This window comes from Flavobacterium lacustre (assembly GCF_027474525.2).
Lineage (GTDB): Bacteria > Bacteroidota > Bacteroidia > Flavobacteriales > Flavobacteriaceae > Flavobacterium > Flavobacterium lacustre.
Genome location: NZ_CP114882.2, coordinates 2089361 through 2104113, shown reverse-complemented (window position 1 = coordinate 2104113; position 14753 = coordinate 2089361). Strand labels below are relative to the sequence as shown.

General features: G+C 33.9%; 9 protein-coding genes and 3 tRNA genes. 6 read left to right on the top strand and 6 right to left on the bottom strand.

Annotated elements, in window-relative coordinates:
- The first annotated feature begins 15 nt into the window (after window positions 1-15).
- Complete coding sequence (locus tag O6P34_RS09135) at window positions 16-4530, top strand: T9SS type B sorting domain-containing protein (RefSeq protein WP_269684200.1); 4515 nt, start codon at window positions 16-18, stop codon at window positions 4528-4530.
- A 71-nt stretch (window positions 4531-4601) separates the two neighbouring features.
- Window positions 4602-5522, top strand: coding sequence for an alpha/beta hydrolase (locus tag O6P34_RS09130; RefSeq protein ID WP_269684199.1), 921 nt, complete (start codon window positions 4602-4604; stop codon window positions 5520-5522).
- A gap of 54 nt (window positions 5523-5576) precedes the next feature.
- On the opposite strand, the gene typA is transcribed toward O6P34_RS09130, so the two are convergent.
- Window positions 5577-7373 (bottom strand): translational GTPase TypA, encoded by a 1797-nt coding sequence (typA, locus tag O6P34_RS09125; protein WP_269684198.1) that lies wholly within the window; start codon window positions 7371-7373, stop codon window positions 5577-5579.
- Window positions 7374-7601: 228 nt separating this feature from the next.
- On the opposite strand from typA, the gene O6P34_RS09120 reads away from it, so the two are divergent.
- Window positions 7602-9260, top strand: coding sequence for a PAS domain-containing sensor histidine kinase (locus O6P34_RS09120; RefSeq protein ID WP_269684197.1), 1659 nt, complete (start codon window positions 7602-7604; stop codon window positions 9258-9260).
- Between the two features lie 2 nt (window positions 9261-9262).
- The gene (locus O6P34_RS09115; RefSeq protein WP_269684196.1) at window positions 9263-9673 is read left to right on the top strand and encodes a response regulator; all 411 of its coding nucleotides are present in this window, start codon (window positions 9263-9265) and stop codon (window positions 9671-9673) included.
- A 69-nt stretch (window positions 9674-9742) separates the two neighbouring features.
- On the opposite strand, the gene rpsT is transcribed toward O6P34_RS09115, so the two are convergent.
- The 5 genes from rpsT to proS form a co-directional block, all read right to left on the bottom strand.
- Window positions 9743-9994 (bottom strand): 30S ribosomal protein S20, encoded by a 252-nt coding sequence (rpsT, locus tag O6P34_RS09110; protein ID WP_269684195.1) that lies wholly within the window; start codon window positions 9992-9994, stop codon window positions 9743-9745.
- Between the two features lie 34 nt (window positions 9995-10028).
- A tRNA-Glu gene (locus O6P34_RS09105) sits at window positions 10029-10100 on the bottom strand.
- Between the two features lie 40 nt (window positions 10101-10140).
- A tRNA-Glu gene (locus O6P34_RS09100) sits at window positions 10141-10212 on the bottom strand.
- A gap of 47 nt (window positions 10213-10259) precedes the next feature.
- A tRNA-Glu gene (locus O6P34_RS09095) sits at window positions 10260-10331 on the bottom strand.
- Between the two features lie 78 nt (window positions 10332-10409).
- Window positions 10410-11888: a proline--tRNA ligase gene (gene proS, locus O6P34_RS09090; RefSeq protein ID WP_269684194.1), complete on the bottom strand. Its 1479-nt coding sequence runs from the start codon at window positions 11886-11888 to the stop codon at window positions 10410-10412.
- Window positions 11889-11990: 102 nt separating this feature from the next.
- Here proS and O6P34_RS09085 point away from each other — a divergent pair, with 102 nt between their 5' ends.
- Together O6P34_RS09085 and O6P34_RS09080 are read left to right on the top strand one after the other, a co-directional pair.
- Complete coding sequence (locus O6P34_RS09085) at window positions 11991-12923, top strand: hypothetical protein (RefSeq protein WP_269684193.1); 933 nt, start codon at window positions 11991-11993, stop codon at window positions 12921-12923.
- Window positions 12924-12968: 45 nt separating this feature from the next.
- Complete coding sequence (locus O6P34_RS09080) at window positions 12969-14546, top strand: OmpP1/FadL family transporter (protein WP_269684192.1); 1578 nt, start codon at window positions 12969-12971, stop codon at window positions 14544-14546.
- Window positions 14547-14753: the final 207 nt, after the last annotated feature.

Here is a 14753-nt window from a genome sequence, read left to right as displayed (position 1 = left end):
TGCTATTTTTATAAGATGAAAAAAACGGTACTCTTTTTATTTCTTTTTTTATCCATTGGTTGCTTCGCACAATTCAGCAAAACACATTACATACCACCTTTATCTAATTCTGACAGTCAGGAACCTCAGGGACAATATATGTATATTTCCTGTCCAAGTTTAAAAGCAGTAAATTTTAAAATAATTCAAATTGGAAGTACTACTATTAAAGGGACCGTTTCAAGAGACCTGCCCTATGTTTTGAATATTGGTAAAGGATTTAATACCCAACTATTAGTAAACGCATCGGATGTAAGTAAAATAAAAAAAAATAAAGGCTATATTATTGAAGCCGAAGATTTAGTTTATGTAACTGTTCGTCTTACTTCAACTCCTCAAAACTACCAAGCTGGCGGATTAGTTTCTAAAGGATTAGCAGCTTTAGGAACACAATTCAGAATTGGTGCTTTTACCAATACCAGCGTAGAAAGCACTACTGATAATCACTACACATTTGCTTCGATTTTGGCCACCGAAAACAACACTAAAATAGTATTCAGCGATTTGAAACCCGGTATCTCAATACTAAATAATGCTTCAGCAGGAAACAGTCCTTCAGACTTTATTTTAAATACTGGCGAAAGTTATGTTATTGCGGTTCAAGGCCCCAATAATGCCAATAGAGACGGTATGATTGGAGCATTAATTACTTCTGACAAACCCGTTGCGGTAAACTGCGGATCTTTTGCGGGAACCAATGGAGATTTAAGTAATTTAGATTTAGGTTTTGACCAAATTGTTTCTGCTGAAAGAACCGGAAAAGAATATATTTTTATCAAAGGTGGCGGATCAGATATTATTGAACGTCCATTGATTGTTGCCAATGAAGATAATACCATTGTTTATTTAAACGGCAGCAGCATTCCATTTACAACATTAGATTCCGGAGAATATCTTGCACTTGATGGGTCGCATTTTTCTAACGAAAGAAATCTTTATGTACAAACCTCAAAAAATGTATTTGCTTATCAAAGCATTGGAGGAACTGATTCGCAAGCCAATCAAAATATGCATTTTGTTCCGCCTTTGAGTTGTGAAACACCAAAAATCATCAATAATATTCCGTTTATAAATAAAGTGGGAAATACTACTGATTTTGTTGGCACTGTATGCATTGTTACTGAAAAAAATGCTACATTGAATTTTATAATAAACGGTACATCACATACCCTTTATACATTACCTTCGAGTATAACATTCAAAGGTCCATTGGCGGTAACTGGAAATAGCGGTTATGAAACGTATACTTTTGAAGGTTTATCAGGAAACATTTCAGTACTGTCCACAAATTCAGTTTACTTATCCTATTACGGTTCAAGTGGCGCATCAACTTATGGTGGTTTCTATTCTGGATTTATATTTAAACCTCAAATCACTTTTGAAAAAATTAATATAACACAATCCAGTTGTATTCCAAATACAAAACTTTCGGTTAGTGAAATTTTAGGATTTGATACTTATCAATGGTTTTTTAATAAAGAAGCTATTTCAAATGCAAATTCAAACAGTTATTATCCAACTAAACCAGGATATTACTATGTATCTGCGGCCATTTCTACATGTGGCACAACGTTTATTTCAGATGAAATTCCGGTAAGTGACTGTCCTTCAAACATGGGAAATGATGTAACAATCGACAATATGGATGTTGATAATGATAAAGATGGAATTACTAATTGTGCAGAATCCTATGGAAATTTAAGCATCAACACTTCCAATTTTACTGCAGGTTCAATACAAATAGGGAATTATTCGAACTCATTTACAGGAACTGTCATAACTGCGGGAACTTCTCCGGCAGTTGTAAATCCATTTATCGGAAAAAGTAATGGTGATTTTATTACTGAAGTTCCATCGGGAAAAGGAAATTCGATAACATATGAAATGCATTTTGATCAACCTTTGTCAATAGCTTTAGAATATGTTACAACTGCAGCTGTAGGTGATTTAATTAATTCTAATGCTGATTTCATTGTAAAATCGCCATTCAACACCACGATTACCGTCCTGAATCCAAATAATCAATTATTAATTGACACCAACTATGATGGAATTTTTGAAAGTGGAATTACCGAATATTCGTCTTTTGAAATTCGTTTCAGAGTAAACAGTACAGTTCCTTTGGCTGCTGGAACAGGAACGTTCAGCTTTCGGTCTTACTTAACGAATTCCCTTACTTTCATCCAAAAAAACACATCCGATATTCAAGCAAACAAGGCTACTTTTGCTCTTTTTGCCACTTGCGTTCCTCTTGATTCTGATGGAGACGGAATAGCTAATCAGCTGGATTTAGACAGTGATAATGACGGTGTACCTGATACCATTGAAGCTCAAAATCCATATAAATCCAAAACAAATATAGATTCTGATGCCGATGGTTTAGACGATATTTATGAATTTGGATTAACTCCGATAGACAGTGATAATGATGGCATAGCTAATTATTTAGATTTGGACAGCGACAATAACGGAATTTATGATTTATTAGAATCAGGAAGCCAAGCGCCTGATAATAATTCGAATGGGATTATTGATGGAACGCCAATCAGCTTTGGACAAAATGGACTTTATAACACCTTAGAAACTACACTCAATTCAGGAATAATCAATTACACAATTGAAGATACGGATGGGGATACCATCAATAATACTATAGAGACAGACAATGATAATGACTCGTGTTCAGATGTAATCGAAGCTGGATTTTCTGACGGAAACATGGATTCTTTTTTAGGAAATACTATCGCAATAGTAAACACAAATGGTGTAATTACCAATGCTGCTGATGGTTATACAAATCCAGGCAGTAATTATATTCTTTCGGCACCTATTTTGATTACTTCGCAACCCGAAAATCGAATAGAATGTGAGTTCCAAAATACAGAATTTACGATTGTAACAAATCCTCTGGATTCTTATCAATGGGAAGTTTCTGATGATGGAATCAATTGGAATACAATTATTGACAATGCCACTTATTCTGGAGCAACAACTAATACATTGATAATAAACAAGGTCAAAAACACAATGAATGGCTTTAAATACCGGGTAGTTTTAAGTAAAACTGGTAATTCTTGCGGTTTATTTTCGGAACCTGCTGATTTGACTGTTTACCCTGTACCGATAGTTTCTGATGTAACCATTATTCAATGTGATGATGATTTAGATGCTATGACTGCTTTTAATTTAACGGTTAAAAATGATGCTATTTCGCCTAATCACACAAATGAAACCTTTACCTATTATAATTCTTTAGCAGGAGCCGAAACGAAGAATTCTGCTGATTTGATTTCGAATCCATTATCTTTCATAAACCAAACACCTAGTGCTAAGACTGTCTGGTCGAGAGTTGAAAACAATAACACTAATTGTTTTTCTGTTGCCCAATTAAATTTAAAAGTTGAAGCCACTAACATTTCTGCTTCTAATTTTAACCGTTCATTTTATGTTTGTGATGACTTTATAAATGCAACTGAAAATGATGAAGATGGAATTTCGACTTTCAACTTTAGCAGCGTAACAAACGAAATTCAAAGTTTGCTTCCTGTTTCAAATGCAATTTACTCCATAAAATACTATCGAAATCAAGCTGATGCTCTTGAAGAAACTAATGCTATCACGAATACATCAAATTACAGAAATACTGGATATCCTAATACACAACAAATTTGGGGTCGCATAGACAGCGAATTAGAAAACAGTTGTTTTGGAATTGGTCCTTATATCACTTTAAACGTTGAAAAACTGCCAAACATTGATACTAATGAAGATCACATTGAAGATGGACTAGTCTGCTCTAACCTTCCTGATTTTTTTGTAACACTTAATGCCGGAATCACAGATGGTTCCTCAACAAGTAATTACACCTACAGCTGGAAAAAAGACGGAATACTTATAACTAATGCAAACGCATCAATTTTAGCAGTAAACAATGTGGGAATTTATACAGTAGAAGTAAAAACAACCAGTGGATGCAGCAGAACAAGAACCATTAATGTAACTGCTTCCGATGCTGCCCATATTGAATCTGTCATTGTTGATGATTTGACAGCTGTTAACACCGTAACCGTTAATGTAACTGGACAAGGAGATTACGAATACAGTTTAAATTCTCCTTATGGACCATTCCAAAATTCAAATTTCTTTGATGATGTATCAACAGGAATTCATGAAATATTTATCAATGATAAAAATCAATGTGGTACCACAAGCAAAACTATCGCAGTTGTTGGAATGCCTAAATACTTTACTCCAAATAATGACGGCTATAATGATTATTGGAATATGAAAGGAGCTAATACCAATCTAAATAAAAATGCCATTATCTACATATTTGACCGATTCGGAAAATTACTATTACAAATTGATCCTTCAGGTAGAGGATGGGACGGAACGCTAAACGGAGTACTCCTTCCTGCAGATGATTATTGGTATACTGTGAAATTAGAAGATGGAAGAGAAACGAAAGGTCATTTTAGTCTGAAACGCTAAGAAAACAGTATCACAAAATTCATTTAAACTTTTAATCCTTTACAACAAAAAGACTTTTTAAATAAACTATTATGAATAAAAAAATCTTCACTTTACTATTTTCATTACTGCTTAGTGCTGTATATGCACAAGAAGTAAAAGTTAGCGCCGGAAAAGTCATGCGATTTTCTAATTTTAAATCTCAATTTATTGATGCCCGAAATATTGATGTCTGGTTACCCGATGATTATTCTAATAATGAAAAGTATGCCGTTTTGTATATGCATGACGGAAACATGTTGTACGACGCTGAAAGTACTTGGAACAAACAAGCATGGGAAGTTGATGAAGTGGCAGGAAAATTAATTTCAGAAGGAAAAACTCAAAAATTTATAGTTATTGGTATTTGGAATAATGGAGCAAAACGCCATCCTGAATATTTCCCGCAAAAACCTTATGAAAGTCTATCCCAAATTCAAAAAGATACTGTTACCGCAAGACTAATGAAATCAGGAAAAACTACAGAAGTTTTCAAACCTTATTCGGATTTATATTTAAAATTTTTAGTGACTGAATTAAAACCATTTATTGACAAAACATTTAATACAAAAAGAGATAAAAAACACACCTTTATTGCGGGTTCAAGTATGGGCGGCTTAATTTCTATGTATGCTATTTGTGAATATCCAAAAATATTTGGAGGTGCAGCTTGTTTATCAACACATTGGCCGGGTATATTTTTAGTAGAAAACAATCCTATTCCAGATTCATTTGTTCTTTATTTAAAAGAAAATCTTCCAAATCCAAAAAACCATAGCATTTATTTTGATTACGGAGACCAAACTTTAGATGCTTTGTATCCGCCTTTACAAAAAAAGGTAGATGAAACAATGCGTCAAAGAGGGTTTACAGAAAAAAACTGGATAACGAAATTCTTTCCCGGTAAAGACCATTCTGAAAAATCTTGGAAAGAGCGACTAAATATTCCATTAGAATTTTTATTGAAAAAGTAAAAGGTATAAAAAAAGCCATTCTTTCGAATGGCTTTTCTGATATAAAAAATAGAATTAGATTTTAAATCTTTTTCTATCTGTTTCTGTCAAATAGATTTTTCTCAAACGAATAGATTTTGGAGTAACCTCTACATATTCATCTTTTTGAATGTATTCTAATGCTTCTTCTAATGAGAAAATAATCGGAGGAATAATTCTTGCTTTTTCATCATTTCCAGAAGAACGAACGTTAGATTGTTTTTTCTCTTTAGTTACGTTTACACACATGTCATCTCCACGAGAGTTCTCTCCAATAACTTGACCTTCATAGATTTCAGCATTTGGCTCAACGAAAAATTTACCACGATCTTGTAATTTATCAATAGAGTAAGGGATAGCTTTTCCTTTTTCCATAGAGATCAATGAACCTTTGTTACGTCCAGCAATTTCTCCTTTGTAAGGCTCATATCCAATAAAACGGTGTGCCATAATAGCTTCACCAGCAGTAGCAGTAAGCAATTGATTACGCAATCCGATAATTCCACGAGATGGAATATTAAATTTAATAATCATACGATCCCCTTTAGTTTCCATAGAAAGCATTTCACCTTTACGTAAAGTAACAAATTCCACTGCTCTTCCAGAAAGATTCTCAGGTAAGTCGATAGTTAATTCCTCAATTGGCTCACATTTTTTACCATCAATTTCTTTGATGATAACTTGTGGTTGACCAATTTGTAATTCATATCCTTCTCTTCTCATTGTTTCAATAAGAACAGATAAGTGAAGTACACCACGACCAAAAACCATAAATTTATCAGCTGAATCAGTTTCACCCAATTTCATTGCTAAATTTTTCTCTAATTCTTTTGTCAAACGCTCTCTAATATGACGAGAAGTTACAAATTTACCTTCTTTTCCAAAGAATGGTGAATCATTAATTGTAAACAACATACTCATTGTAGGCTCGTCAATATCAATTGTTTTCAATGCTTCTGGGTTTTCAAAATCAGCAATAGTATCACCAATTTCAAAACCTTCAACACCAATAATTGCACAAATATCTCCAGCAATAACTTGTTGTACTTTTTTACGACCAAGACCTTCAAAAGTATGAAGCTCTTTAATTCTAGATTTTATTACAGTACCATCTCTTTTTACTAATGAGATTGGCATACCTTCATTCAAAACACCTCTTTCAAGACGACCGATAGCGATACGACCTGTAAATGCTGAGAAATCTAATGATGTAATCAACATTTGTGGAGTTCCCTCAGAAACTTTAGGAGCTGGTACATTTTCTATAACCATATCCAACAATGCCTCAACATTATCAGTTACGTTTTCCCAATGGTCAGACATCCAGTTATTTTTAGCTGAACCGTAAACAGTTGGAAAATCCAATTGCCACTCTTGAGCACCTAATTCAAACATTAAGTCAAAAACTTTTTCATGAACTTCTTCAGGAGTACAGTTTTCTTTATCAACTTTATTGATTACAACACATGGTTTTAGACCTAAGTCAATCGCTTTTTGTAATACAAAACGCGTTTGTGGCATTGGTCCTTCAAAAGCATCCACCAAAAGGCAAACACCATCTGCCATATTCAATACACGCTCTACTTCACCACCAAAATCGGCGTGACCAGGAGTATCAATAATGTTTATTTTTGTTCCTTTATATTGAACAGAAACATTCTTTGAAGTAATGGTAATACCTCTTTCACGCTCTAAGTCGTTGTTATCAAGGATTAAGTCACCTGTGTTTTCGTTATCACGAAATAACTGACAGTGATACATAATTTTATCAACCAAAGTTGTTTTACCGTGATCGACGTGGGCAATAATTGCAATGTTTCTAATAGATTCCATCTGTGATTTTTAATGGGTGCAAAGGTACACTTTATTTTGATATAAAAAATCTTTCTGCAATAGTTTACATATTGTTAACGAATTAGAGTCACAAACAAGTATTATAAAGAAACCTTATAAATAAGTTTTAAATGAAATTTAATATTTTCGCAATAATTAATTACATTTGAAGTAATGAAAAGCAAAACCAATCAAACAACCACAATTTACATTCTAATATCGCTTTTTATGGCTATTATTAGTCATAAATTACTACAACAATACACTTCTGTTTCTAATTACTGCTTTTTCAATTTTACAAAAGATATCGGATTTATAGTTTTTTCAGGATTACTGTTTAAATTTATTTTATCAAAGAACGACAATAGAAATATTTCTATTTTTGAGAAACTCAAAAAAACGAACGATAAAATTAAAGAATCTAACGAAAAGTATGATATTGTAGCAAAAGCGACAAGTGATACCATTTGGGATTGGAAAATACAAGAAGATCAAATTTCATGGAATAAAGGAATTGAAAGCGTTTTTGGATACAAAGAAGAACAAGTAGGCAACAGTTCAACCTGGTGGTTTGACAAAATTCATCCTGAAGACAGTATCAAAATGTCCATTAAACTATATTCGTTTATAGAACAAAAAACTGAAAACTGGCAAGATCAATACCGTTTCAGATGCGCTGACAACACCTACAAATATGTACTCGACAGAGGTTTTCTTTTGAAGGACGAAAACGGAAAAGCAATCCGAATGATTGGAGCTATACAAGATATCACTAAACAAAAAGAGGAAGAAAGACGCCTTAAATTATTAGAAACGGTAATTATACAATCCAGAGATTCAGTCATCATAACTGAGGCAGATTCTGATGAAGATCAAATCCCTAAAATAATATATGTAAATCCGGCTTTTTCTAATATGTCAGGATATGAATCCCAAGAAGTAATTGGAAAATCACCAAATCTATTTAATGGCCCAAATTCTGATGATAACGAACTTAAAAAACTATTAGAAGCAATAAAAAACAAAGAAGAGTGCCAAATTGAAACTATCAGTTACACCAAAAACAATGAAGAGTATTGGATAAGCTTCTCCATGATACCAGTATATAATGAAGAAAACCAACTATCACACTGGATTTCTATACAAAGAGATATCTCTGAAGAGAAAAAAAGAGAAAAAGAAAAAGAACAACTTATTCGGGAATTAACCCAAAATAACAAAGACTTAAAACAGTTTTCTTATATTATATCCCACAACCTTAGAGCACCATTATCAAATCTTACCGGTTTATTACATTTAATTGAAGAAATTCCCATAGAAAACGATGAGTTAGAAGAAATTTTAAACGGCTTTAATAAATCTACTCATTTACTAAATGAAACCATCAATGATTTGGTAAAAGTGATTATCATAAAAGACAATCCTTCTATCCAAAAAGAAGATGTTTCTTTGACAGACGTTTTTGAAAATGTTTTTAGTCAACTTAGTTTTCAAATTGAATCCCACAAGCCTATCATAAAAATTGATTTCGAAGAAATCTCCGTAATAAACATTAATAAAGCCTACATGGAAAGTATAATGCTAAATCTTTTAGCTAACTCCATAAAATACAAATCAGAAAACCGAAAATTAAAAGTAACTATAAAAGCAAGCCAAGTTGACGATTCAATTGTTTTGACTTTTAAAGACAATGGTATTGGAATTGATTTAGAAAGAAATCGAGATAAAATCTTCGGGCTTTACCAAAGATTCCATAATTATCCTGACAGCAAAGGACTTGGTTTGTATTTAGTAAAATCACAAGTCGAAACTATGGAAGGAACCATTAGCATAGAAAGTGAAGTTAATAAAGGTACCTCTTTTACACTAACATTTAAAAACAAATAGAAATGTTTGATAAAATTTTATTCGTTGATGACGACCCCATAACACTTATGTTATGCAAAAAAGTAATCGCAAAATCCAGCTTCGCTAACGAGATTGCAACTGCTCAAGACGGTGAAGAAGCACTCAAATACTTCAACACACTCAAGTACGACAATACAAAAAAAATAACAGATAAAATTCCTCAATTAATTTTTTTAGACCTTAATATGCCAATAATGGGAGGCTGGGAATTTTTAGATCATTTCACAAGCGACGCTTATGCTGAATTCAGCGAAACGAAGGTCATAATACTCTCTTCCACGATAGATCCAGAAGATTTAGAAAGAGCAAAAAAACATCCTGTAATAATAGATTTTTTGTCTAAACCAATAACAACATCTATGCTTGAGTATTTAAAAAGCAAACTCTTATAACAATTATTTATAAATAAAAAAACCTCCTGAATTAGGAGGTTTTTTTATTTATTTGTGTAAATTAAATTATTACAATTTAGATACGTGCTTAGTCAACTTAGATTTTAAGTTAGAAGCTTTATTATCATGAATGATATTCTTTTTAGCTAATTTATCAATCATAGAGATAACGCTAGATAATTTAGATGTAGCATCCACTTTATCAGTAGCTATTCTTAACGCTTTAATAGCATTACGAGTAGTTTTATGTTGGTATCTGTTTAATACTCTTCTCTTTTCGTTACTTCTGATTCTTTTTAGAGCTGACTTATGATTTGCCATTTTATTATTTTTTTATCTTTTACTATTTTATTTGTAGTCCGTAAGGGAATCGAACCCCTGTTACCAAGACGAAATCTTGGCGTCCTAACCCCTAGACGAACGGACCATATCCTCCTAAGTTTTTTATCAATCTGAAATTGAAATTGTAGCCCGTAGCGGAATCGAACCGCTCTTACATGGATGAAAACCATGCGTCCTAACCGATAGACGAACGGGCCATTTTTCCCTCTAAGTTCAGGAAAACTTTAACATGCAAAAAAAATAGTAGCCCGTAGCGGAATCGAACCGCTCTTACATGGATGAAAACCATGCGTCCTAACCGATAGACGAACGGGCCCTGCTTCTCTAATGCGGATGCAAAAATACAACTATTTTTGAAACGTACAATAGCTGGTATTAAAAAAAATAAAAAAATTTAATACGCCTTCGCAAATAACACTCTACCTACTGAACTTTCCCCTGTAAAAACACAGCTTCCCGCTTCTTCCGCCCTGTCTAAAGGAATACATCTAATGGTCGCTTTAGTCAAGTCTTTAATCTTCTCTTCTGTTGCGGCAGTTCCGTCCCAATGTGCTGATACAAAACCTCCTTTAGTCTCAAGAACTGTTTTAAATTCCTCAAAACTATTCACTTCAGTAATATGTGTTTCTCTATAATTTAATGCCTTTTCAAACAACTCAGACTGAATTTGAGCTAATAAATCATTTACATAGGTTACAATTGCATCTTTTGAAATAATTTCCTTTGTCAAAGTATCTCTTCTTGCCACTTCAAAAGTGCCGTTCTCTAAATCTTTTGGTCCAACTGCAATTCGAACTGGAACTCCTTTTAATTCCCATTCTGCAAATTTAAATCCTGGTTTTTGTGTCGTTCTATCATCATATTTAACAGAGATATTCAATTTTCGTAAAGCTGCCGTTAAGACATTCACTTCATTTGAAATTTCCTGTAATTGCTCATCCGTTTTATGAATTGGAACAATAACCACTTGAATTGGCGCTAAATTAGGAGGTAAAACCAATCCTTTATCATCCGAATGTGTCATAACCAACGCTCCCATTAATCGCGTAGAAACTCCCCATGAAGTCCCCCAGACATGCTCTTGTTTTCCTTCGGCATTAGCAAATTTAACATCGAAAGCTTTTGCAAAATTCTGACCTAAAAAGTGAGATGTTCCTGCCTGCAAAGCTTTACCGTCTTGCATCAAGGCTTCGATACAATATGTTTCTTCTGCTCCTGCAAAACGCTCTGTTTCTGTTTTCAATCCTTTAATAACTGGTATTGCCATGAAATTTTGAGCAAAATCAGCATATACATTCATCATTTTCTCTGACTCCTCAATAGCTTCTTTTCGTGTAGCATGTGCAGTATGCCCTTCTTGCCACAAAAATTCTGCAGTACGTAAAAACAACCTGGTTCTCATTTCCCAACGCACTACATTTGCCCATTGATTAATAAGCAATGGCAAATCTCTGTACGACTGAACCCAACCTTTATAAGTTGACCAAATAATCGCTTCACTGGTAGGACGAACAATTAATTCTTCCTCTAATTTTGCATTTGGATCAACCATTAACTTACCTGGCTTGTCCGGATCGTTTTTTAATCTATAATGAGTTACAATGGCGCATTCTTTTGCAAATCCTTCGGCATTTTTCTCTTCAGCCTCAAACATGCTTTTAGGAACAAACAAAGGAAAATAAGCGTTTTGATGGCCTGTTTCTTTGAACATGCGATCCAACTCTGCTTGCATTTTTTCCCATATTGCATATCCGTACGGCTTAATAACCATACAGCCTCTAACTCCTGAATTTTCGGCTAAATCAGCTTTTACAACTAGCTCATTATACCATTTTGAATAATCTTCTGATCTTGTAGTAAGGTTCTTACTCATATTGAATAGTTTGGCACAAATTTTGTTTTATTTTTTTTAACTAAAATAGTTCCGCAAAACTAACTATTTTTGTAATGTGCAACAATAAAAAATCCGATAGATATGAAAACTAATACTATTTCCCAAAAAAAGACATTCCTTTATTCCTTTATTGGATTTTTAAGCATTCTACTTTATTCTTGCGGATCATATCAAAACAGTTCTTATTATGATAGTGACGGAATATACGGTAATACCGATACCAGAACTATTGTAAGAACTACCGAAAGAGTAGTTGAAACCAATCCGAACACCCCTTACAAAGAATATTTCAACTCACTTCAAAACAACAATCAACCTACAGAAATATTTACCGATGTTGATTCTTATGGTAATTACGACACCGTTAACGATTCTATTCAAGTAACAAATTCAGGATATTCAGGCTGGGGAAGCAACCCTCAAGATATAAATGTTACCGTTTACGATACCGGTTGGAATAACTGGTATGGCTCAAACTGGTATGGTTCGAACTGGGGATTTGGTTTTGGATTTAATAACTGGTACGGAGCTTGGGGTTACCCATATTATGGCTGGGGATATCCAAGTTACGGATGGAGTTATCCTTATTACGGATGGGGATATCCAAGTTATGGCTACACAAACAATTATTATACCTATAATCCTGGCAGAAGAGGTTCTTCCTATTCTAACAGAGCAAATAGTAACAGAAACTATTCCAGCAGAAATTATTCACAAAATCAAATCAATACCGTCAGCCGAAATAACAACAGTACTAATTTCAGAAGAAACTCAAGTACTACGCTAAACAGAACGGCACCTACATTTACCAGAGGTACGCAATCACAAACCAGGAATAACTCTACTAATCCTGTACGAACAAGAGTAAATACGAGCACAAATACTACACGAAGCGAAAGCTATACACCATCAAGATCTAATAATTCAAACAACAGCTATAGCCCAAGCCGTTCTAGCGGAAACAGTGGCGGCGGAAGATCTTCTGGCGGAGGTGGCGGAAGAAGCAGAGGATAACAACCTGATATTATTTAGATTTACAAAAACACAAAACTTAGCAAAATGAAAAAATACCTATTCCTACTATTTACAGGACTTACCTTTAGTGTCTCTCAATCACAAGAGATCCAAGATGCTATGCGTTATGCGCAAGATAATTTGAATGGAACTGCTCGTTTTAAAGCTATGAGCGGAGCTTTTGGCGCTCTTGGAGGAGATTTATCATCTATCAATGTAAATCCGGCGGGTTCTGCTGTTTTTTCTAATAATCAAATTGCAGTAACCGTTAGCAATTATGACACAAAAAACAATGCCACTTATTTTGGCACTCCAACAACCAAAAAAGACAATTCGTTTGATTTAAATCAAGCTGGTGGTGTTTTTGTTTTTAAAAATCAAAATTCAAATAGCAATTGGAAAAAGTTTTCCGTTGCTGTAAATTATGACAATATAAACAATTTAAACAACTCAACATTTGCTGCCGGAACCAATCAGAATAATTCCATTGACGGTTATTTTCTTTATTATGGAAACAATGGAAATAACGGAGCACCCGTTCCTCAAGAATTTGTGAATACCGTTTCCGGAGAAACTATCTCTGATTTATATTCTTATTTAGGAAACAACCTACCCAATAATCAATATCCAAGACTAAACGGTTTTACTGCTCAACAAGCCATGCTTGGTTACCAAGGCTTTATCATAAGCCCGGATGATAATACCGCAAATTCACAATTTTCATCTAATGTTCCTGCGGGAGGAAATTATTACCAAGAAAACTCCGTAATTTCTAATGGATACAACGGCAAACTGTCGTTTAATGCTGCTACTTCTTACAAAGATAAATTGTATATTGGGATTAATTTAAACTCTCATTTTACAGATTACAAGCAATCCTCCAGCTTTTATGAAGACAATGAAGCACCGTTAACAGCAGATTATACAGTTAGCAGATTGCGCTTTGATAATGATTTATACACTTATGGAACCGGATTTTCTTTTCAACTAGGTGCTATTGCAAAAGTCACTCCTGAATTACGAGCGGGATTAGCTTACGAATCTTCGACTTGGTATAAACTGAGTGATGAATTATCACAAAGATTAGTTGCAGTAAGCGCCAATACCATTGAAGAATTACTTCCGGATGATGTTGATCCTAGAGTTACTAACTATTATGCACCTTACAAATTGCAAACACCAAGTAAATTAACGGGAAGTTTGGCGTATGTTTTTGGTAAAACAGGACTAATTAGTGTTGATTATGCGCTGAAAGATTACAGTAATACTAAATTTAAACCCGAAAACGATTCCTATTTTAATGGATTAAACAGTGACATAAACGCCCTTTTGGACAAAACAGGCGAACTACGAATTGGAGCAGAATATAAAATTGAGGCTTGGAGTTTAAGAGCTGGATATCGTTACGAACAAAGTCCGTATAAAAACACTATGACTGTTGGTGATTTAACCGGATATTCCGGTGGATTGGGCTACAATTTTGGTGCTACCAAAGTAGATTTGGCTTATTCCTATGCCGAAAGAGATTCTCAACAAAGATTTTTTAGTCAAGGTTTAACTGATAGCGCCAACTTAAATACAAAAAATAATACGGTATCACTTACTGTATTGTTTGAATTATAAAATTATATTTTGAACAATTGTCCCTGTTTAAAATTGAAAGCCATTTCTGGAATTGAAATGGCTTTTTTCTTTGAATAAGTCATGAAAAAATAAAAAAGTGTAATCTAGCCCCGATAGCAGCGGCATCCCACGCTTTTTTGCGTGGATATAGCGTATAGCGGGACAAACGGTCTTAAACAAACAAAAAGTAGTGCTCCTAATCTGTTT